18 protein-coding genes are annotated in these 19,723 nt (G+C 66.5%); 6 read left to right on the plus strand and 12 right to left on the minus strand.

From position 1 onward, the window contains the following. Positions 1 to 13: 13 nt before the first annotated feature. The 3 genes from glk to zwf are packed head-to-tail and all read left to right on the plus strand — an operon-like array spanning position 14 to position 3,187. Positions 14 to 1,042, plus strand: coding sequence for a glucokinase (gene glk / locus D0544_RS02295; RefSeq protein WP_125014398.1), 1,029 nt, complete (start codon positions 14 to 16; stop codon positions 1,040 to 1,042). A gap of 7 nt (positions 1,043 to 1,049) precedes the next feature. After that, positions 1,050 to 1,712, plus strand: coding sequence for a bifunctional 4-hydroxy-2-oxoglutarate aldolase/2-dehydro-3-deoxy-phosphogluconate aldolase (eda, locus tag D0544_RS02300; RefSeq protein ID WP_125014399.1), 663 nt, complete (start codon positions 1,050 to 1,052; stop codon positions 1,710 to 1,712). Next, entirely contained in the window at positions 1,709 to 3,187 is a 1,479-nt protein-coding gene (gene zwf, locus D0544_RS02305) for a glucose-6-phosphate dehydrogenase (protein ID WP_243647224.1), read from the plus strand. The genes eda and zwf overlap by 4 nt, the downstream gene beginning before the upstream one ends. Before the next feature lie 15 nt (positions 3,188 to 3,202). Here the strand turns inward: zwf and D0544_RS02310 are convergent, their stop codons facing one another. From D0544_RS02310 to D0544_RS02345, 8 genes are all read right to left on the minus strand, one after another. Beyond that, a complete protein-coding gene (locus tag D0544_RS02310) occupies positions 3,203 to 3,442 on the minus strand; it encodes a hypothetical protein (protein WP_125014400.1) in 240 nt (79 codons plus the stop codon). 87 nt (positions 3,443 to 3,529) lie between these two features. Next, positions 3,530 to 6,319: a nitrate reductase gene (locus D0544_RS02315; protein ID WP_125014401.1), complete on the minus strand. Its 2,790-nt coding sequence runs from the start codon at positions 6,317 to 6,319 to the stop codon at positions 3,530 to 3,532. Further along, a complete protein-coding gene (locus D0544_RS02320) occupies positions 6,316 to 7,653 on the minus strand; it encodes an NAD(P)/FAD-dependent oxidoreductase (protein ID WP_125014402.1) in 1,338 nt (445 codons plus the stop codon). The genes D0544_RS02315 and D0544_RS02320 overlap by 4 nt, the downstream gene beginning before the upstream one ends. Beyond that, entirely contained in the window at positions 7,653 to 7,976 is a 324-nt protein-coding gene (gene nirD, locus D0544_RS02325) for a nitrite reductase small subunit NirD (RefSeq protein WP_125014403.1), read from the minus strand. Before nirD ends, D0544_RS02320 begins: the two co-directional genes overlap by 1 nt. Positions 7,977 to 8,008: 32 nt before the next feature. After that, positions 8,009 to 10,555, minus strand: a complete 2,547-nt coding sequence (nirB, locus tag D0544_RS02330; protein WP_125014404.1) for a nitrite reductase large subunit NirB — start codon at positions 10,553 to 10,555, stop codon at positions 8,009 to 8,011. Positions 10,556 to 10,863: 308 nt separating this feature from the next. Continuing rightward, positions 10,864 to 11,214, minus strand: a complete 351-nt coding sequence (locus D0544_RS02335; protein WP_125014405.1) for a hypothetical protein — start codon at positions 11,212 to 11,214, stop codon at positions 10,864 to 10,866. 35 nt (positions 11,215 to 11,249) lie between these two features. Beyond that, positions 11,250 to 12,095, minus strand: coding sequence for a substrate-binding periplasmic protein (locus tag D0544_RS02340; RefSeq protein ID WP_125014406.1), 846 nt, complete (start codon positions 12,093 to 12,095; stop codon positions 11,250 to 11,252). 172 nt (positions 12,096 to 12,267) lie between these two features. Beyond that, positions 12,268 to 12,759, minus strand: coding sequence for a GlcG/HbpS family heme-binding protein (locus D0544_RS02345; RefSeq protein ID WP_125014407.1), 492 nt, complete (start codon positions 12,757 to 12,759; stop codon positions 12,268 to 12,270). A 153-nt stretch (positions 12,760 to 12,912) separates the two neighbouring features. On the opposite strand from D0544_RS02345, the gene D0544_RS02350 reads away from it, so the two are divergent. The 3 genes from D0544_RS02350 to D0544_RS02360 all read left to right on the plus strand — a co-directional run bounded on the left by D0544_RS02350 (position 12,913) and on the right by D0544_RS02360 (position 16,568). Beyond that, positions 12,913 to 13,596 carry a winged helix-turn-helix domain-containing protein gene (locus tag D0544_RS02350; protein ID WP_125014408.1) on the plus strand — a complete coding sequence of 228 codons (684 nt, stop codon included), beginning with the start codon at positions 12,913 to 12,915 and terminating at the stop codon, positions 13,594 to 13,596. Next, a complete protein-coding gene (locus tag D0544_RS02355; protein WP_125014409.1) occupies positions 13,577 to 15,037 on the plus strand; it encodes a sensor histidine kinase in 1,461 nt (486 codons plus the stop codon). Before D0544_RS02350 ends, D0544_RS02355 begins: the two co-directional genes overlap by 20 nt. A 106-nt stretch (positions 15,038 to 15,143) precedes the next feature. Continuing rightward, positions 15,144 to 16,568 (plus strand): DEAD/DEAH box helicase, encoded by a 1,425-nt coding sequence (locus tag D0544_RS02360; RefSeq protein ID WP_125014410.1) that lies wholly within the window; start codon positions 15,144 to 15,146, stop codon positions 16,566 to 16,568. 77 nt (positions 16,569 to 16,645) lie between these two features. Here the strand turns inward: D0544_RS02360 and D0544_RS17070 are convergent, their stop codons facing one another. From D0544_RS17070 to D0544_RS02375, 4 genes are read right to left on the minus strand one after another with little or no spacing between them, the layout of a single operon-like run. Beyond that, positions 16,646 to 16,801, minus strand: a complete 156-nt coding sequence (locus tag D0544_RS17070) for a RidA family protein (RefSeq protein ID WP_164880797.1) — start codon at positions 16,799 to 16,801, stop codon at positions 16,646 to 16,648. 12 nt (positions 16,802 to 16,813) lie between these two features. Continuing rightward, complete coding sequence (locus D0544_RS02365) at positions 16,814 to 18,256, minus strand: FAD/NAD(P)-dependent oxidoreductase (protein ID WP_125014411.1); 1,443 nt, start codon at positions 18,254 to 18,256, stop codon at positions 16,814 to 16,816. Then, a complete protein-coding gene (locus D0544_RS02370; protein WP_125014412.1) occupies positions 18,246 to 18,575 on the minus strand; it encodes a (2Fe-2S)-binding protein in 330 nt (109 codons plus the stop codon). Before D0544_RS02370 ends, D0544_RS02365 begins: the two co-directional genes overlap by 11 nt. Before the next feature lie 2 nt (positions 18,576 to 18,577). Beyond that, positions 18,578 to 19,693 (minus strand): NAD(P)/FAD-dependent oxidoreductase, encoded by a 1,116-nt coding sequence (locus D0544_RS02375; RefSeq protein ID WP_125014413.1) that lies wholly within the window; start codon positions 19,691 to 19,693, stop codon positions 18,578 to 18,580. Between the last annotated feature and the right edge of the window lie 30 nt (positions 19,694 to 19,723).

A 19,723-nucleotide genomic window follows, 5' to 3' on the forward strand; every position in this document is an offset into this window, starting at 1 on the left:
GAGAGGCGACGCAATGCGCAACAGGGATACCGCGATAGACCCGGACCTGCCCTGCCTGCTGGCGGACATCGGCGCCACCCATGCGCGCTTTGCCCAACGGCGCCCCGGTCATGACGCCCTGCACCAACATCGGGTGCTGCCGATGGCGGAGCTGGCCTCCCTCGATGCGGCACTGCAGCGCTACCGCGAGCAGAGTGGTGAACCCCTGCCTCGCCAGCTGGTGCTGGCGATCGCCGCCCCGGTCAGTGGGGACGGGGTGGCCATGACCAATAGCGGCTGGCGATTCAGTATCGACGCGCTGCAGCAACGCTGGGGCTTCCGGGCGCTGCGGGTTTGCAACGATCTCTGCGCCCAGGTGCTGGCGCTGGCCTCCACCGACCCCCAACAGTTCCACCCGCTGGGCGGGGCGGGGCAGCGCCGGTGCGGGCAGCCGCTGGTATTGCTGGGGGTGGGCAGCGGCCTCGGGGTGGGTGTCGCTCTTCCCTCCGCTCGGGGGTGGCTGGCCCTGCCCAGCGAAGGGGGACACAGCGATTTTGCCCCGGCGGATGAACTGGAACGGGAGCTGCTGGCGCTGTTGTGGCAGCGCTATCCCCACCTATCCTGCGAGCGTCTGCTGTCGGGCCCGGGGCTGGTGCTGCTCCACCAGGCACTGCAACTGCACGCTGGCAGGGCAGTAGAGGCGATAACACCGCACCAGCTGGGTGCCCGGGCGCTGGCGCAGGCGGGGGAGGAGCGGGAAACGGTGCTTCGCTTCGGTGCAATGCTGGGATCGGTGGCTGGAAACCTGGCCCTGACCCTGGGGGCGGGAGGCGGGCTCTACCTGGGCGGTGGTATAGTAGAAAAACTCTACCCGTTGCTGCAGGCGAGCGGGTTTCGACAACGTTTCGAGGACAAGGGGCGTTACCGGGAGTACCTGCAGCAGATTCCTACCCGGGCCCTGCTGGACCCGGATAGTGGGCTGAAGGGCGCCGCGCTGCTGGCACAAGGGAGCGGGGCGCTGGTGGGAGAGGCCGCCCAGGGTGGCCCCACAACACAGGAGTGATGAACGCATGAGCCGAACAGAGGACACCCGGGCCTTGAGCCTGCTGTCGCAGACGCCGGTACTGCCGGTACTGGTGATCGATAACTGGCGTCACGCCGTCCCCCTGGCCCGGGCGCTGCTGGCCGGTGGCATTTCGGTACTGGAGGTGACCCTGCGCACCGACCAGGGGCTTTCCGCGATCCGTGCGATTCGCGATGAGGTGGGTGAGGTGGTGGTGGGGGCCGGTACCCTGACCCGTCCCGCCCAGTTTGCCGAAGTGGCGGCCGCCGGCGCCCAGTTTGCCATCAGTCCCGGGCTTACCCCGGCGCTGCTGGAGGCGGCCCGGGAGCAACCCTTGCCCTACGTGCCGGCGGTGGCCAGCGCCTCGGAGCTGATGATGGGGATGGAGCGCGGATTTCACCTGTTCAAGCTCTTTCCCGCCGCCAGTTGCGGTGGCACCGCGATGCTCAAATCCCTGGCCGGCCCCTTTCCCGAGGCGCGCTTCTGCCCGACGGGGGGAATCGGCGCCGACAACTTCTGCGACTACCTGGGGCTGCCCTCGGTGGTGACGGTGGGGGGCTCCTGGGTCGCGCCGGCTTCGCTGATCGCCGGTGAGGCCTGGCAAGAGATTGAAGCCCGCGCGCGCCGCGCCTGTGAGGCGGCTCGCGAGGCGGGAGTGTACCCCCAATGATGCAGACCGACACCGAACTGGCCCCCTGCGACCTGATCCTCTTTGGCTGCGTCGGCGACCTCTCGCTGCGCAAGCTGTTTCCCGCCCTCTACCATCTGCAGGCGGCGGGGCTGCTGCATGAGCAGTCGCGCATCATCGGCCTGGCCCGCAAGCCCCTCGACGACGAGAGTTTTGCCGCCCAGGTGGAGGCGGCGGTGCGGCGCGCGGTCGGCAGTGCTTTCAAGGAGAGCCACTGGCAGGCGCTGCTCAAGCGCATCCGCTACCTGCGCCTGGAGCTGTCGGAGCCGAAGGACTACCTGGCGATCAAAACCCTGGTGGTCGACCTTTCCCCCACGGTGATCTATTACCTGGCGACCCCGCCCGAGCTTTACGGCACCGTCTGCGAGAATCTCAACGCCAGCGACGCCATCGTCCCCGGCGGACGCATCGCGCTGGAGAAGCCGGTGGGGCACGACCTGGAGAGCTCGCGTTGCATCAACGATACCGTGAGCCGCTACTTCAGCGAGTCGCAGATCTACCGCATCGATCACTATCTGGGTAAGGAGACGGTGCAGAACCTGATCGCCTTGCGCTTTGCCAACAACCTGTTCGGCTCGCAGTGGGACCAGAACCACATCGATCATGTGCAGATCACCCTCGCCGAGGAGGTGGGGATCGAGGGGCGCTGGGGCTACTACGACCGGGTCGGGCAGATGCGCGACATGGTGCAGAACCACCTGATCCAGCTGCTGTGCATGGTGGCAATGGATCCCCCCACCCAGCTCACCGCCGACAGTATCCGCGACGAGAAGCTCAACGTGCTGCGGGCACTGCGGCCGATTACCGCCAAAAACGTGGCTCGCCGCTCGGTTCGGGGCCAGTACCGGGCCGGACAGATCGACGGGGTCCCTTGTCCCGGTTACCTGGAGGAGCAGGGGGGGCGAAGTAACAGCGATACCGAAACCTTTGTCGCCCTGCGGGTGAGCATCGACAACTGGCGCTGGTCGGGGGTTCCGTTTTACCTGCGCACCGGCAAGCGGCTGGCCGACAAGGTGTCGGAGATCGTGATCCACTACAAGTCGCAACGGCACTACATCTTTGACCCGCGCCAGCGCTCAATGGTGCAGAACAAGCTGATTATCCGCCTGCAGCCCGACGAGGGGATTCGTCTGCGGGTGGCCACCAAGGAGCAGAGCCTGCAGCAGGGGATGGCATTGCAGTCGCAGGCGCTGGACTTGGACTTCGGCGGTGGCCAGCAGGGACGTATTCCCGATGCCTACGAGCGGCTGCTGCTGGAGCTGATGCGGGGCAACTCCTCGCTGTTTGTGCGCCGCGACGAGATCGAGGCCTCCTGGGAGTGGTGTGATAACCTGATCGACGCCTGGCACCAGTGCCAGACGCCGCTGGAACCCTACGCTGCCGGTAGTTGGGGCCCCGACTCCGCTGACGCCCTGATATCGGGGCGCGGTCGCGCCTGGCACCAGCGGGTCGATTAGGCCCCAGAAAGAGCCCTACAGTAGCTGGCTGCGGGCCAGGGCATTGTGGATCTTGCGGCTGCGCTGGGCCAGCGAACGCAGGTCCCCCAGGTTGGGGATCTCGCCCTGGTTGAGGCGAATCTCCCACTCCTCCAGCTCCCGATCGAGGTAGTCGAGCAGCTTCTTCGAGCAGCCCCGGCAGGTGCCGGAGCAGATCTCCGCTTCGCTGAGCCCGAAGGGGATCTGGCGGCGGATCTCGTCGATCAGCGCTCGCATCGCTGCGGGGGTGCGAGGGCGGGAAGTGGCAGGGGAGGTGTTAATAACCGTACCCGACTGTGCAGTGGTCGATCGCCCATTGTAGCTTCAATTCCGCCTGCTCGCACCGGCCTGGGAAGGCGGCATTCGGGGGCTGTACTGCTGCTGGATCAGGGCGCGCAGCTCCGGCAGGCAGGAGCCGCAGTTGGTACCCGCCTTGAGGGCCTGGCCGAGGGCGTCCACTGAGTTGAGCCCCCGGGTGCGGATCGCCTCCAGCAGGGTGTTCTTGCCCACCCCGAAGCAGGCGCAGACAGTGGCGCCACCGCAGCGGGTTCCCTGGGGGGGCAGTCCACTGAGCAGCGCCCGGCGTTGCTCGGGCTCCAGTGGCTCTGCGTCCAGCAGCGCGCCCAGCCACTGGGTGTCCGGCAGCTCGGGATCGGGGTCCACCCACAGCAGCGCCTGCAAGCGACCCTCGCGCAGCCGAGCGAGGCGGTACACCCCTTGCGAGCGATCCTCGTACTCAATCCACTCTTGCGCAGCCCCGGTCTCAGCCTCCCCCCCCAGCCAGCGACGGGCGGTGGAGGGCCAGTCCGGCTCTTCGCCGCTTCCCGCCAGCATCAGCCGCTCGCCACGGGCCTCACAGATGCGCGTGCGGTAGTCGGCGCTGTCCGCGGCAGCGGGCAGCGGATTGCGGCTCAGCAGTATGCCGTACCAGCGGGCATCCAGCGCTTCGATCGCCACCGGTGTGTGCTTGCTCTCGGGTTGACCCGAGAGGGGGTCGGTGGCGGGGTTGACCAGCGCCCCCACCCTTCCTTCGCGGGCGAACTGGTCGTTCCAGTGCATGGGGACAAAGAGCTCCCCCGGGCGCATCTGGTCACTGAGGGCCACCCGCGCAAGCAGGCGGCCCCAGCGCGAGCGCAGGCGTGCAATTTCCCGGGGGCGCAGCCCGTAGCGGGCGGCATCGTCGGGGTGCAGGCTGACCTCGGGCTCCGGGCGGTGGCCCGAGAGGCTGGGGCTGAGGCCGGTGCGGGTCATGGTGTGCCACTGGTCCCGAACCCGTCCCGTATTGAGCACCAGGGGGTAGGCGTGGTCGCAGCGGTAGTGGGGCGGGCGCGGCTGGATGGGGACGAAGCGGGCACGGCCGTTGTCGGTATCGAAGCGGCCGTCGTCGAAGCGCCGTGCACTGCCGGCCGGGGCTTCCATGCTGACCGGCCACTGGATGGGGGCCAGCGCCTCATAGCTCGTTGAGTTGATATGGGCCAGCGGCCCCAGGTTAAAGCCTCGGGGCAGGACGTCGGGGCGGTTGTCGAGGACGCTGAGGGCGGCGTGTTCGCGGAAGATCTGCCAGGGGGCCTGGTAGTCGAAGGCGGCGCCGAAGCCCAGTCGCCGCGCCAGCTGGCAGATGATCCACCAGTCGGGCCGCGACTCGCCGGCGGAAGGCTGCAGGGGGCGCTGGCGACTGATGCAGCGCTCGGCGTTGGTGACGGTGCCATCACGCTCCCCCCAGGCAGTGGCGGGAAAACGGATATGAGCGCTGGCGGCGGTGTCGGTCCGGTCCATGCAGTCGGAGAGGATCACCAGCTCGCAGCGCTCGAGGGCGGCACGCACCCGGTCGGCGTCGGGGAGGCTGTCGACCGGGTTGGTGGCCATGACCCAGACCGCCTTGACCCGCCCTGCCTCGATCGCCTCGAACAGCTCCACCGCTTTCAGCCCGGCCTGCTCGGGGACCCGCTCGCTGCCCCAGAACTGCGCCACCAGTGCACGGTGGCGAGGATCCTCAAGGTTCATGTGAGCGGCCAGCTGGTTGGCCAGCCCCCCCACCTCGCGCCCGCCCATGGCGTTGGGCTGGCCGGTGAGGGAGAAGGGGGAGGCGCCGGGGCGGCCCACCCGGCCGGTGGCCAGGTGCACATTGATGATGGCATTGACCTTGTCGCTGCCGGCGCTCGACTGGTTGACCCCCTGACTGAAGGCGGTGAGGGTTTTGGGAGTCTCGGCAAACCAGCGGAAGAAATGCTCCACCGCCGCCACCTCCAGCTCACAGGCCGCGGCCACCGTGGCGATATCGGGGGCGCTGGAGCGGGCCGCCGCGAGGGCGCTGTCGAACTGCTCGGTGTGGCGGGCGATGTAGTCCGGGTCGATCGCCTGCTGCTCGGCCAGCCAGTTGAGCAGGCCGTTGAAGAGCAGGGCATCGGTACCGGGTTTGATCGGCAGGTGCAGGTCGGCGTCGTCGCAGCTGGCGGTTCGGCGTGGGTCGATCACCACCAGCCGCTTGCCCGGATGTGCCTGTTTGGCGGCGCGGATGCGCTGGAACAGAATGGGGTGGCACCAGGCGGCATTGGAGCCGGTCAGCACCACCAGGTCGGCCAGCTCCAGGTCCAGGTAGCAGGCGGGCACGCTGTCGCTGCCGAAGGCGCGCTTGTGGCCGACCACCGCCGAGGACATGCAGAGGCGGGAGTTGGTGTCGATGTTGGCGCTGCCGATAAACCCCTTCATCAGTTTGTTGGCGACGTAGTAGTCCTCGGTGAGCAGCTGGCCGGAACAGTAGAAGGCGACGGCGTCGGGGCCGTGCGTCTCGATGATGGCACCGAGGCGCTCAGCCGCGGCGTCCAGGGCCTGCTCCCAGTGGCAGGGTTGGCCGTCGAGTTCAGGACGAAGCAGGCGCCCGCGGGTGGAGAGGGTCTCCCCCAGGTGGCTGCCTTTGGAGCAGAGTGAGCCGCTGTTGGTGGGGTGGAGGCGGTCTCCCTCGATGGTGGCGACTGCGCGGCTGTCGAGGTCGGCGGGGAGGCGCGCGTCGATCCCGCAGCCGGTGCCGCAGTAAGGGCAGGTGGTGCGCACGCAACGGCTGGCCGGCGTTCGGTCGGAGGCATCGGCACGGACCGGGGTAATAAGGGCGCTCATGCGGCCTCCTCGGCGGTAACGGGGGGGCGTGTCCGCTGCAGGCGCTCGCAGCAGGCCTGGCCAAAGATGAGCTGCGCCCGCAGCGCACTGAGGTCTTGACCGGTGCGCATCAGTTCAAAGTACCAGGGGCCGTCGGCTACCTCGCCATAAAGCACGGCTCCCACCAGGCGGTTATCCCGCAGCAGCAGCTTGCGGTAGATACCCCCGGCCGGGTCCCGGTAGACCAGGGCCTGCGGGGGACTGTCGGTGGCGGCTGGTTCCAGCTCCCCGAGGGAGAAGAGCTGGATACCGGAGACCTTGAGGCGGGTGGGCGGCGGCGTGAAGCGATAACGGCCGGTGCCGATCCCGGCCAGCTGGTTGGCGCAGACCCGGGCCTGCTGGAACAGCGGCTCCACCAGGCCGAAGGTAAGCCCACGGTGTTCGACACATTCACCGACGGCGTAGATCCGCGGGTCATAGGTTTGCAGGCAGTCGTTGACCAGAACCCCTTGCCGGCAGGCCAGGCCGCAGGCCGCGGCCAGCTCGATATTGGGCCGGATGCCGGTGGTAACCACCAGCAGGTCGGCGGCCAGGCGCTGGCCATCCTCCAGCTCCAGGGCGGCCACTTTGTCGGCTCCATCCGCATCAGTGTGATGGCGCACCGCCCGGCTCCGGCCTGCCAGCACAAAGCGGATGCCGCGGGACTCCAGCTCCCGTTGAAGCAGGGCGGCGGCTTCGGGGTCGAGCTGGCGGTTGAGCAGGTAGGGGGCGCGGTGCACCAGGGTGACCCGCATCCCCAGGCAGTTGAGGCCGTGGGCGGCCTCCAGTCCCAGCAGGCCACCGCCGATCACCACCGCCTCGTTCCCCGCACGGGCGGCTTGGGTCATCTGTTCCACGTCCGCCAGGTCGCGAAACCCCAGTACCCCCTTCAGGGGGTTGCCCCCGGGGCTCAGCCCCTCAAGCTCGGGGAGGGCGGGGAGCGAGCCGGTGGCGATCAGCAGGCGGTCGTAGTGGATCTGCTGGCCGTTTGCGCACTGCACGCGGCAGCGATGGCGATCGATGCGGGTGACCTGGTAACCGGTGCCGGTCAGCAACTCGATCCCCTGCTGGTGGTACCAGTCGCGGTCGTGCAGGCGGATCTGCTCCAGCTCGATCTCGCCGGCCAGTAGCGGGGAGAGCAGGATGCGGTTGTAGGCCGGACCGGGTTCGCGCCCGAGCAGGGTGATACGGTAGTGGTCGGGAGCGATGGCCAGCAGCTCATCGAGGGTGCGGGTTGCGGCCATGCCGTTGCCGATCACCACCAGTCGCGGGCGCTCTCCCTGCCGCGCCGGGGAGCGGCTGCCGGGCGCCTGCATCAGGCTACCACCTCGACCCGGTTATCCCTGAGGCGCACCGGGTAGGTGGGCACCCGCAGGTTGCTGTCCTCCTGGCAGACGCCGGTGCTGAGGCAGAAGTGGTGCTTGTAGAGGGGGGAGGCCACGCTGGTCACCTCCCCCAGCTGGGCGATCAGCCCACGGGAGAGCACATTGGCCCCACCCACCGGGTCGTAGTTGCCGATCGCGAACAGCTGGTCGCCCTGCGCCAGGCGAAAGAGCGCCACCTGGTGTCCGTTTACCAGCGCGCAGACGCCGGTATTGGGATCGATGTCATCCAGCAGGCAGACCGCTTTCCAGTTCATAACCGCTCCTTGCTTATCCGTTAAATAAGAGACTAACTCGCTTGTGCGATCAGCTGCTCGCGTTCTGTGGCGCTGGCGGGACGGCGCTGGTGACGCTCCTCGACAAAGGCCAGGTGATCGTCGGTGGCGTCGCTGTTGATAAAGTGGCTGAAGCGTTTGAGCTTCTGCTCATCCGCAAGGGTGGTGGCCCATTCGCACTGGTAATTGGCAATGTTATGGGCCATCTCCGCCTCCAGATCAGAGCCGAGTCCAAGGCTGTCCTCGAGGATCACCTGGCGCAGGTAGTCGAGCCCCCCCTCCAGGTTTTCCATCCACACCGAGGTGCGCTGCAGGCGGTCGGCGGTGCGAATGTAGAACATCAGCAGGCGGTCAATGGTGGCGATCAGGCGGTCGTGGTCGAGGTCAGTGGCAAAGAGGTCGGCATGGCGGGGCTTCATGCCGCCGTTGCCGCAGACATAGAGGTTCCACCCGTTCTCAGTGGCGATCACGCCGATGTCCTTGCTTTGGGCTTCGGCGCATTCGCGGGTGCAGCCGGAGACGGCAAACTTGAGCTTGTGGGGAGAGCGCAACCCCTTGTAGCGATTCTCGATCTCGATCGCCAGCCCCACGCTGTCATTCACGCCGTAGCGGCACCAGCTGCTGCCAACGCAGGATTTAACGGTACGTACCGATTTGCCGTAAGCGTGGCCGGTTTCAAAACCGGCGTCGACCAGCACCCGCCAGATAGCCGGTAGCTCGTGCAGCTGGGCGCCGAACAGGTCGATGCGCTGGCCACCGGTGATCTTGGTGTAGAGGCCATACTCGCGGGCTACCTCCCCCAGCACGATCAACTTGTCCGGGGTGATCTCGCCACCGGCAATCCGTGGCACGATCGAGTAGGTGCCATCTTTTTGCATGTTGCCGAGGTAGAGATCGTTGGTGTCTTGCAGGCCGATATGGTCGCGCTTGAGTACGTACTGGTTCCAGCAGCTGGCGAGAATGTTGGCGACGGTGGGCTTGCAGATTTCGCAGCCCTGGCCGGAGCCGTGACGGACCAGCAACTGGTCGAAGGTGGTGATCTCGCCGACCCTCACCAGGTGGTAGAGCTCCTGGCGGCTGTAGGGGAAGTGCTCGCAGAGGTCGCGGCTGACCGCCATCCCGAGCTCCTCCAGTTCATGGTTGACCAGCGAGCCGAGCAGCTGGGCGCAGCCCCCGCAGCCGGTGGCGGCGCGGGTCTCCCCCTTGACCTCGGCCAGCGAGCAGCAGCCGGCGTCGATGGCGGCGCGAATATCCCCTTTGGAGACAGCGTGGCAGGAGCAGATCTGCGCGCTTTCCGGCAGCGCACCCACGCCGAGTCCGGTCTGGGCATCATCGCCACGGTAGGGCAGGATCAGGGCGTCGGGGTGCTCCGGCAGTGGAATGGCGTTGAGCAGGTACTGCAACAGGGTGCCGTACTGCTCGGCGTCCCCCACCAGTACCGCCCCCAGCAGGTGACGCCGGTCGCTGCTGACCACCAGCTTTTTGTACACCTCGGCGGGTTCGTCGAACCAGGTGTAGGTACGTGCCCCCGGGGTTCTGGCCTGGGCATCACCGATACTGGCAACATCGACCCCCATCAGTTTGAGTTTGGTACTCATGTCGGCGCCGGTGAAGGCGGCTTCTGCTCCCGTAATATGAGATACCGCCACTTTTGCCATCTGGTAGCCGGGGGCTACGAGGCCGAAAATCTGCTGGTTCCACAGTGCACACTCGCCGATGGCGTAGATATCGGGGTCGGAGGTCTGGCACTGGTTGTTGATGCAGATACCGCCGCGCTCGCCGACCTTTAGTTCGCAGTCACGGGCGAGATCGTCCCGTGGGCGGATGCCGGCGGAAAAGATCACCAGGTCGGTTTCCAGTGCGCTGCCATCGGCAAAGGCCATGCGGTGCTGGTGCTGCTCGCCGTCGACGATGGCGGAGGTGGCTTTGGAGAGATGCACCCCCACCCCCAGCGCCTCAATCTTGTGTTTGAGCAGGGCGCCGCCCCCCTCGTCGAGCTGCACCGCCATCAGGCGGGGAGCAAACTCCACCACGTGGGCTTCCAGCCCCAGGTCGGTCAGCGCCTTGGCCGCCTCCAGCCCCAACAGACCGCCGCCTACCACCGCCCCCACCCGCGCACCGCGGTCACCGCAGGCGGCGATCGCCTCCAGGTCCTCAATGGTGCGGTAGACAAAGCAGTCCGGGCGATCGTTGCCCTCGATGGGAGGAACAAAGGGGAAGGATCCGGTCGCCAGCACCAGTTTGTCGTACCCCAGCACCCCCCCCTGGGCGGAGTGCACTTGACGACGTTCGCGGTCGATCTTGACTACCCGGTCGTTGAGGTGGAGCTGCACTCCCGACTCGCGGTAGCGGGCTGCGCTGGTCAGGGCCAGGGGCTCGGCACTGCGCTGGGCAAAAAACTCCGTCAGGTGAACGCGGTCGTAGGCGGGGCGGGGCTCTTCGCAAAAGCTGGTAATCCGGTAAGACTCCGCTCCATCGCTGGTCAGCAGGGCGTCAATAAACTGGTGCCCAACCATGCCGTTGCCAATGACAATGATTCGCTGCGGTGAGGTGTTGTTCATTGAGGGTCCCTGCCATGTTGGAGTGGTGGGTGATACCCGGGGGGGTTCACCCGTTTCGGAGCTCACATAGCAGGATGCGTACCAGTTGATTGGCTTGTTTTTAAGGTGCTGAAATTAAAAGAAAAATTTAAAAGCGAAAGATTATCGCCTTATTGTGGGGCCGCTTCAGTGAGGGGGTGGGCTCCGCTGTGGTGCAACGAGACGTGAGGGAGGGTTCGGTTTGGTGCGCTACTTCGGTGCCATCAACGTGCACCGGAGTGCACGTTTGCGGGGCGTTGCCGACCAGGGAGCCCAGGAGGCGGAGAGGATCAAGGGGTGGTGTCAGACCGATCGGCGTCGTCTGTGGCGCCCTGCAACTCTTCGTTGATGTAGCGCTGTACGTAGCCGAGGCCATTGCGGGTGGTGCTGAAGGTCCAGGCGATAAAGAGTACGCCGGTAACAATAAAGGCGAGGGCAAACTGCGGCAGTAGCAGGGCGGGGATCAGGGCGCAGGGGATCGCCCCCAGAATCATCCACTTGCCGCGCTGGCGAATATTGTTGAGTAGCGCCTGCCCCGCCTCAACCGTGGTGACATCGGAGCCCTGGAGGGACTGGCGCACAACCTCGTACTCACGCTGGCGTTTGGTTGCCATACGGCCAAAGGGATCATTTAACTGCATTTGCTGGGTTTCCCGGGGGTTGGGTGTGGATGGAATCAGTGGTTCGGCTCGAGATTGTACTCGCCCCGGGCCAGGGCATCAAAGTAGCGCTCCAGTTGACCGCTGTCGCGCAGTTTTGCCAGCCCCCGGTTGAAGGCATCGATCAGCGCCTGGCTGCGTGGGTGGTGGCGGTAAATCAGAAGCTGGTCACGATGGCTGCCGAAGGGCTTTTCGTGATGGGTAAAGAGGCGCTGCTGCTGCGGGCTGAAGAGTTGGCGAATCTGGTAGTAGCCCACCTCCCGTAATTGGGGAAAGAGTTCGAAGCGGCCGGCCAGCAGCTTGCGAAAGCCAACATCGTCGGAGGGGCCGCGGTCGAGGGTCACAATCCCGGCGGTTTCCGCTTCCCGGAACTCGGGGGTGTACATATAGCCGACCGTTCCACCGATGCGGTGGTAACGCAGGCTGGCGAGGTCGCTCCAGTCGAAGGGGGTGGTGACCCGATGGAAAAAGACCCAGGGCGATTCCCACACCACGTCACTGGCGATCAGGTAGCGGCTGCGCTCCTCGTTCAGCTCCCAGCCTACGGTGCCATCAAAGGTGCCGTTCTTGGCCAGCTCCAGCGCCCGGCGGGCGGGGAAGAACTGGTACTCGACCCGGACCCCCTCCAGGGCAAAGGCCTCGCTGACGATGTGGGAGCCGATGCCATCGTGTTTCTGGGTTTCGGAAAAATAGGGTGGCCACTCGCTGTTGGAGAGGCGAACCACCTCGCTGGCCTGGGCCCTGAGGCTGGGCAGTAGAAGCAGCAGCCCTATTAGCGCCAGCAGGGGGCGCAGGTACCACTGCACTCGTGCCGGGGTGCGCGGGCAGCGGGCGAACAGGCGGGGGGCTAGCCGGGGGAACATGGTGGTGAACTACTTCTGACGCAGGTTTCCATTAAGCCTATGTAGGCCCGGGGGGAGCGTCAAGCCGGCCATTCGAGGGGGACAACGTCCCGCGGTCTCGGTGGGGACGGGTGCGGGAGGGCACACAGGAGGCCGGCTGCCACCGCCGTTGGGCGATGGCAGCTGGGGAGGGTTACTGACCCAGTACGTTGTCGATGGCTGCCTGGGCGCAGGCCTGGTCGAGGTGACCGCCGGGGGCACCGCCCACACCGATGCCGCCGATCTTCTCGTCACCGGCTTTCAGGGGCAGGCCACCGCCCAGCATCAGCAAGTTGGGGTCCATATCCCGCAGGCCATCGAGCTCGGGCATCTTCTTGATCAGCGCCGCCAGGTCGCCGCTGGGACGTCCCATGCTGGCAGAGGTAAAGGCCTTCTTGCGGCTGCTCTCCAGGGTGTGGGGGCCGGCCTTGTCGGCGCGCAGCTGGGCACGGGTCAGGCCCGCGGCGTCCACTACGGTGACGCTGACGCTGTAGCCTTCGGCGGTGCAGCTTTTCATGGCGGCGTTGGCCAGTGCCTGTGCGGTGTCCAGCGGCAGGTAGGTCTGGGTGGGCAGCTCGGCCGCGGAAAGGCTGAGGGAAGCGCCCAGGGTGGCGCAGGCAAACAGAGCAGTAGCGGTCGTCTTCATATTGGTATCCTTATGGTGGTTGATTGTGTTCGTCGCTAGGTTACCCCCCGATCCTTGCCCCAGGATTGCGGCAAGATTACAGATTGGTAAGGTTGCTCGTTCCCCCGCTGCCGGCGTGGTAATTTGGTACCCGGGAAACGCCAGGAAACCGCCATGAAGCTGCTTTTGATCGAAGACGACGACACTATCGCCCGCTATGTCTGCAAGGGGTTGCAGCAGTCGGGTTATGGGGTGGATCGGGTCGGTGACGGTGAGGAGGGGCTGGCACTGGCGATTGAGGCGGAGTACGACCTGGCGATTGTCGATCTCATGTTGCCGGGGCGCGATGGACTGTCGGTGATCGCCGAGCTGAGGGCGCGCGGAAGTGCCATGCCGGTACTGGTGCTGAGCGCCAGGCGCTCGGTGGAAGATCGGGTTCGGGGGCTGGAGACCGGCGGCGACGACTACCTCACCAAACCCTTCTCCTTCTCCGAACTGCTGGCGCGGGTGCAGGCGTTGCTGCGGCGCAGCCAGGCGGTGGCGCAATCCGCCTCGCCGGCCCGCTTGGGGTTGGCGGACCTGGAACTGGACAGCCAGCGCAAGAGCGTGACCCGAGGCGGGCAGAAGATCCACCTGCAGCCGCGGGAGTTCCAGTTGCTGGAGTACCTGCTGCGCCATCCGGGGAGAGTGGTGACCAAAACCATGATACTGGAGCAGGTGTGGGATTACGGTTTCGACCCCCAGACCAATGTGGTGGATGTGCTGGTGTGCCGACTGCGCAGCAAGATCGATAAGGGGTTTGAGCCGCGCCTGCTGCATACCCTGAGGGGGGTGGGTTATGTCCTTAAGCTGGATTAATCGGGGGCTCGCCTCGATTCGGCGCAACACCGCCCTCGACCTGACCCTGCGTTACGCGGCGGTGTTCCTGCTGTGCGTCTGTGCCCTCTTTGTGATTGTGGACCGCCTGCTGGCCAGCTCCCAGTTGGAGCAGGACCAGCGCCTGCTGGATACCTGGCTGGAGAACTACCAGCGTCTGGAAAGCCAGGTCGGATTGCACAAACTGGAGCAGGTGATCGAGCGCGATGCGGCCTTTTTCCAGCGCAGCGCGATGCGTCTCGAACTGCTGGATGGTGGCGACAACCGCCTGGTGCTGGTGCAACCCGAGGGCTGGACCCGCACCACCAGGCTGGAGCCGCAGGGCGGGGGCTGGTTCAGCCAGCAGGTGACACGAGAGAGTGCTCCCCCCATTGAGCTGTTAACCGGTTCAGTGGCGCTGGGAGAGGGACGCAGACTCCAGCTCGGGCTTTCGGCCGAGCCCCGTGAGCAGCGCCTGCAGGCCAATCGCCAGCTGATGGTGCAGGTGATGGCGCCACTGTTTCTGTTGGGGTTACTGCTCAGCGCCTATTTCAACTGGCGTGCCCTGCGCCCGGTTCGGGATCTGGTTGAGACGGTGCGTACCGTCAGGGCGCGGGAGATGAGCGCCCGGGTGGTTATTCGCAACCCCAGCAGCGAGCTGGGGGAACTGGCCCAGCTGTTTAACGAGATGTTGGGGCGCATCGAGGGGCTGATCAACGCCATGCAGCAGTCTCTCGACTCGGTCGCCCATGACCTGCGCACACCGCTGGCGCGTATGCGCCTGAGCCTGGAGAGCGCCCTCACCCGAGACCCGCGGGAGGCCGGCCGCGCCGAGGGGTTGCGCGAGGCCCTGCTCGATTGCGCCGAAGAGAGTGAACGCATCGAGGGGATGCTGCGCCTGCTACTGGATCTGTCGGCGGCCCAGAGTGGCACCCTCAACCTGCAGCCGGAGCCGGTCGATCTGGTGGAGCTGTTGCAGGAGAGCCAGGCACTCTATGAGGACGTGGCCCAGGACAAGGCGATCCGCCTGCGGCTGGAGGCGCCCGCTCACCTCCGTTTCAGCAGCGATAGCGTGCGCCTCAGGCAAGTGCTGGCCAACCTGGTCGACAATGCCATCAAATACACCCCGGCCGGGGGCTGGGTGGAGATCGGTTGCCGACAGCAGGGCGCGGTGGCCGAGTTATGGGTGGCCGACAGCGGCATCGGCATCGCCGAAGCGGACCAGGCGCAGATCTTTGAGCGCCTTTACCGCGCGGACCAGAGCCGCCATGAGCCGGGCATGGGGCTGGGGCTGAGCCTGGTGAAGGCGTTGGTCGAAGCGTTGGGGGGGACGGTCTCCGTCAGCAGCCAGCCGGGGCAGGGGAGCCGCTTTCGGGTGCAGCTGCCAGCACCGCCTGTGGCGGGGCCCGAGGGGGCCGAGATGGGGGGATCGAGCAGAAAATGATCGTATCCGGCGCCGCTTTAGGCTATGATGCGCGCCACACGAGCCTCGGGCTTGATGACATTCTTCCCAGTAAGCGCGGTTTTCTACCGCCAGGACACACCACCCTATGACGTTTTCCTCCCTCGGTCTGGCCGAGCCGCTGTTGCGTGCGGTCGCCGACAAAGGCTATTCCTCCCCTTCCCCCATTCAGGAGAAGGCGATTCCTGTTGTACTCAGCGGCCACGACCTGATGGCCGCCGCCCAGACCGGTACCGGCAAGACCGCCGGCTTTACCCTGCCCCTGCTGCACCGTTTGGCCGAGGGCAAACCGGCCCGCCCCAACCATGTGCGTACCCTGATCCTCACCCCGACCCGCGAGCTGGCGGCCCAGGTGGGTGAGAGCGTCAGCGATTACGGGCGCTACCTTAACCTGCGCTCAACCGTGGTGTTTGGCGGCGTCAAGATCAACCCGCAGATGATGGCCCTGCGTAAAGGGGTCGATGTGCTGGTGGCAACCCCCGGCCGCCTGCTCGATCTCCACAGCCAGAACGCGGTCAAGTTTGACCACCTCGAGTGCCTGGTGCTGGACGAGGCGGACCGTATGCTCGATATGGGCTTTATTCACGATATCCGCCGTATCCTCAAGCTGCTGCCGGCCAAACGCCAGAACCTGCTGTTTTCGGCGACCTTCTCCGAGGAGATCAAGCGCCTCGCCGGGGGCATCCTCCACAACCCCCAGAGTGTGGCCGTTTCTCCCCCCAACAGTACCGCTGAGCGGGTGGAGCAGTGGATGCATCCGGTGGACAAATCCCGCAAGCCGGCACTGCTAAGCCACCTGATCCGTTCCGAGCAGTGGGGGCAAGTGCTGGTCTTTACCCGCACCAAGCACGGTGCCAACCGCCTGGCGGAGAAACTCTGCAAGGATGGCATCCAGTCGATGGCGATCCACGGCAACAAGAGCCAGGGGGCGCGCACCCGTGCCCTGTCCGGTTTCAAGGCCGGTGAGGTGCAGGTGCTGGTGGCGACCGATATTGCCGCCCGCGGACTGGATATCGACCAGCTGCCACGGGTAGTGAACTTCGAGCTGCCCAACGTGGCCGAGGATTATGTGCACCGTATCGGCCGTACCGGTCGTGCGGGGGCCAGCGGCCAGGCGGTCTCTCTGGTGTGCTCCGAAGAGGTCAAGGAACTGGTGTCGATCGAGCGCCTGATCCAGCGCAAGCTGGAGCGTCAGATGGTGGTTAATTTTGAGCCCGCCCAGGCGCTGCCGGACCAGCCGCTGAAGACACCGCCGAAAGCGAAAAAACCGAAGAAGGCGAAGCCGGCCCAGGGCGCGGATGCTCGCGCACCCCGCCAGGCGGAGGGTGGACGCAGCTCCAAAACGGAGCATCGTGCTGGACGTCCGGCCCAGCGGGTATCACGTCCCGCCAGTGCCGAGCAGCCGGCTGCCCGTGAGGGGGCGCCCAAAGCGCCTCGCAACAAGGCTTCGGTGGGGCTGGGTAAACCCGGACGTCGTTCCAGCCGCCGCAGCGCCAGCAAGGTGAGCGCCTGACAGGCCATCGCTGAGCGCTAAAAAAGCCCCGTACCGGGTACTCCGGTACGGGGCTTTTTTAATGGCGTGGGGCCGCCCTAGAGGGGCGCAATCACCGTCACCTCCACCCGTAGCTCGGGCCCGGCCAGCCTCGCCTCGACGCAGGTCCGGACCGGTGCGCACAGATAGCCCCGGTTGTTGTGAATCAGGATACGGCACATGCGCTGGTTGCTGTCCAGACGTTGAACGGTCATCGTCAGTGCTCCCTAACTCACAGCGGTTGGTGTAGAGGGTGGGGCCGTTAGCGGGTCGATGACCTCGGCGGGCGGGGTCTCCTGCAGCGCCGCCAGCTCACCGAGGGTGAGGGGCTTGACGGGGGCGCGTACGCGGTAGTGCCCCACCTGTCCGGGGGGCAGGCCCAGCTCGTTAGCGATCAGCTCGGTCACACTGAGGCTGCACTGGCGCCCCTGGCAGGAGCCCATGCCGCAGCGGGTAAAACTCTTCAGCTGGTTGGGGCCGACGCAGCCCTGGGCCAGGGCTGCGCGGATATCGGCGACCCGTACCTCTTCGCAGCGGCACACCAGGGCATTATCTCCCTGGGGAAGGCGCAGGGTGACGGCGGGGCGGTAGAGGGTCTCAAGGAAGGGACGCCAGCCCAGTTCACGCCCCAGGGCCCGGAACAGGGGGGCGCACTGGCGATCGCGGCGGCCCTGCTCCTGCAACCCCAAGCGACAGGCGATCTGCTGCGCGGCCAAGCGTCCCTGCAGCGCCGAGGCGCGGGCGCCGCCGATACCGCTGCCATCGCCGGCGATACTGATATGGGGGAGGGAGCTCTGGCCAAAAGGGTCTCGCTCCGGGAGCCAGCAGAGCTGGGTCTCGCTCCAGTGGTGGCGGCAGCCGCTGGCCATGGCGAGGTTGCTGTTGGGGATCACCCCCTGGTGCAAAAACAGGTGCTCGGTTGCCAGCTCCCGGGTTGCTCCCCGGGTGCGGTAGCGCACCCGCTCAAGCAGCCCGTTGGCACCGGCCAGGGCCTCGACCCCGGTCACTCCGCGGACCAGGGGAACCCCCGATCGTTGCAGCTGGACCAGCAGGGAGATCCCTTTGGCGAGGTAACCCAGCCCCCGCAGGGCCTGGGGGAGTCTGGCCAGGGCCCGCAGGTAGTTGGACAGGGGGGTGGTATCCAGCACCGCCTGTATCTTCACCCCCGCCCTGAGGTACTGGTTGGCCACCAAGTAGAGCAGGGGGCCGCTGCCCGCAAAGACCGCTCCCTGGGCCAACAGGCCGGGACTCTTTAGCAGGATCTGCGCGGCGCCGGCGGTCATCACCCCCGGCAGCTCCCAGCCGGGGATGGGCATGGGGCGCTCCTGGGCGCCGGTGGCGATGAGGATGTGGCGGGGCTGGAGCTGGAAGGCCCGGCCGCCACTGGTGTAGTAGAGCGCGCCTTCGGGATCGATCTGCCACACCGTGGCACCGGGGCTGTAGCGGGTGCCGCTGCGATGGAGCTGCTCGGCCAGCGGGCGCCCCGCCAGATAATCGGGGCCCAGCAGCTGCTGTTCACGCTCCCCGGCGCGTTCGATATTGCGGTAGATCTGTCCCCCGACCCGAGCCTGTTCATCCAGCAGCTGGGTACTGAGCCCCAGCGCCTGCGCCTCGATAGCGGCCGCCATGCCGGCCGGTCCGGCACCAATGATCGCCAGGTCAGTGCCCATGGTCGAGCGCCTCCGGGGTGGGACCGTCTTGCTGACCGGCGGCTCGCTGGCGCCGGATCACCATACCCGCCTCCACTTCGGTCATGCAGGCCTGGCGGTTTTCAATGCCGTCGATCTCCACCAGGCACTCATAGCAGACCCCCATCATGCAGTAGGTCCCGCGCGGGCGACCCGACAGCAGGGAGTCGCGCTGGTGCCGGTGGCCGGCGAGCAGCAGGGCAGCGGCGACGCTGTAGCCGCACGGAACCCGCACCGGCTGCTGGTCGATCCAGATCTCCAGCGAGGCGCTGTCGGCGTCGGGGGACAGTGGTTGAAACATGGTTAACCTTCGAAACGTTGCGGTGAAAACGCCGACACGGGCTGCGGTATGCCGTCGCGCAGTAGCTGGGGGGCCAACTCCAGGGCGTGGATGGCGGCCAGGGTGACGCCACTGTGGGCGCTGAAGGCGAAAGCCCGGGCACGGCCCAGGGACGGATCCTCGGCGGCGTAGAGCGGGTAGCCATCGGGGCTGAGGATGCGCAGGGCCCCCCAGCCGCGCACGATGCGGCGATGCTCCAGCATCGGCAGCAGGAGCAGGGCGCGCCGGGCCAGCTCGGCCATCACTTCAGGGGTATTGCGGTCGTCGTGGGCGTCGGGTTCGGCCGAATCACCAATCTGCAGGGTGCCGTCGCCGGTCTGGCGCAGGTAGATGGAGGGGTAGTTGAGCAGGGGCGGCAGTCGCTCGGTGATCAGCAGCTGTCCTCGCTGTGACAGCAGGGGCTGCTGCAGCCCCACCATGGGTGCCAGGCGTGCATTATCCAGGCCCGCCGTGAGGATCAGCCGTTCGGTACGCAGTTCCCCCTGCTCGGTGTGCAGTACAAACCCCTCGCGGGTGCGCAGGATCGATTGCACCTGATGGTTGGGGCGGTAGCGGCCACCGCGGGCAATAAAGCCGGCGTGCAGCGCGCGCAGCAGATAGAGAGGGTTTACATGGCCATCGTTGGGGGAGTAAGCGCCCCCGGGGACGGAGCGGCCAATGTGGGGCTCCAGCTTGCGCAGCCCTTCATTGTCCAGCAGCCGGTAGTCGAAGGCCCCCTGGCTGAGGGCCGCCTGCTGGGCCAGCTCGCGGCCGTAGGCCTCCTGCTCCTGTTCGCTGAGGCAGTAGTGGATGCCACCCTGTTGCCGTAGCTGCAGGTCGATCCCGGTCAGGGCCTGCAGTTCGCGGGCAAACTCGGGCCACAGGCGGCAGGAGCGCAGGGTCCAGTCGGCGTAGGCGGGCAGGGAGGCCCCCTTGCCCTGGGCCCACAGCAGACCAAAATTGCCTCGCGCCGCCCTCAGGCTGCTGTCGCCCTGATCGAGCATCAGCACCCCGTCGGCGCTGCCGACCCGACTCAGGCCGAAAGCCAGCGCCGAGCCGAGCATGCCGCCACCGACGATCAAGGTCTGGCAGTCGTTCATGGAGCTGACACCAGTGGGTGGGTTGGGGGG

The organism is Aestuariirhabdus litorea (genome assembly GCF_003864255.1).
Lineage (GTDB): Bacteria > Pseudomonadota > Gammaproteobacteria > Pseudomonadales > Aestuariirhabdaceae > Aestuariirhabdus > Aestuariirhabdus litorea.

Excerpts from the sequence above, each read along its gene's own strand:
- glk (WP_125014398.1), top strand. The coding sequence starts at position 14 with ATGCGCAACAGGGATACCGCGATAGACCCGGACCTGCCCTGCCTGCTG.
- eda (WP_125014399.1), top strand. The coding sequence starts at position 1,050 with ATGAGCCGAACAGAGGACACCCGGGCCTTGAGCCTGCTGTCGCAGACG.
- zwf (WP_243647224.1), top strand. The coding sequence starts at position 1,709 with ATGATGCAGACCGACACCGAACTGGCCCCCTGCGACCTGATCCTCTTT.
- D0544_RS02310 (WP_125014400.1), bottom strand. The coding sequence starts at position 3,442 with ATGCGAGCGCTGATCGACGAGATCCGCCGCCAGATCCCCTTCGGGCTC.
- D0544_RS02315 (WP_125014401.1), bottom strand. The coding sequence starts at position 6,319 with ATGAGCGCCCTTATTACCCCGGTCCGTGCCGATGCCTCCGACCGAACG.
- D0544_RS02320 (WP_125014402.1), bottom strand. The coding sequence starts at position 7,653 with ATGCAGGCGCCCGGCAGCCGCTCCCCGGCGCGGCAGGGAGAGCGCCCG.
- nirD (WP_125014403.1), bottom strand. The coding sequence starts at position 7,976 with ATGAACTGGAAAGCGGTCTGCCTGCTGGATGACATCGATCCCAATACC.
- nirB (WP_125014404.1), bottom strand. The coding sequence starts at position 10,555 with ATGAACAACACCTCACCGCAGCGAATCATTGTCATTGGCAACGGCATG.
- D0544_RS02335 (WP_125014405.1), bottom strand. The coding sequence starts at position 11,214 with ATGCAGTTAAATGATCCCTTTGGCCGTATGGCAACCAAACGCCAGCGT.
- D0544_RS02340 (WP_125014406.1), bottom strand. The coding sequence starts at position 12,095 with ATGTTCCCCCGGCTAGCCCCCCGCCTGTTCGCCCGCTGCCCGCGCACC.
- D0544_RS02345 (WP_125014407.1), bottom strand. The coding sequence starts at position 12,759 with ATGAAGACGACCGCTACTGCTCTGTTTGCCTGCGCCACCCTGGGCGCT.
- D0544_RS02350 (WP_125014408.1), top strand. The coding sequence starts at position 12,913 with ATGAAGCTGCTTTTGATCGAAGACGACGACACTATCGCCCGCTATGTC.
- D0544_RS02355 (WP_125014409.1), top strand. The coding sequence starts at position 13,577 with ATGTCCTTAAGCTGGATTAATCGGGGGCTCGCCTCGATTCGGCGCAAC.
- D0544_RS02360 (WP_125014410.1), top strand. The coding sequence starts at position 15,144 with ATGACGTTTTCCTCCCTCGGTCTGGCCGAGCCGCTGTTGCGTGCGGTC.
- D0544_RS17070 (WP_164880797.1), bottom strand. The coding sequence starts at position 16,801 with ATGACCGTTCAACGTCTGGACAGCAACCAGCGCATGTGCCGTATCCTG.
- D0544_RS02365 (WP_125014411.1), bottom strand. The coding sequence starts at position 18,256 with ATGGGCACTGACCTGGCGATCATTGGTGCCGGACCGGCCGGCATGGCG.
- D0544_RS02370 (WP_125014412.1), bottom strand. The coding sequence starts at position 18,575 with ATGTTTCAACCACTGTCCCCCGACGCCGACAGCGCCTCGCTGGAGATC.
- D0544_RS02375 (WP_125014413.1), bottom strand. The coding sequence starts at position 19,693 with ATGAACGACTGCCAGACCTTGATCGTCGGTGGCGGCATGCTCGGCTCG.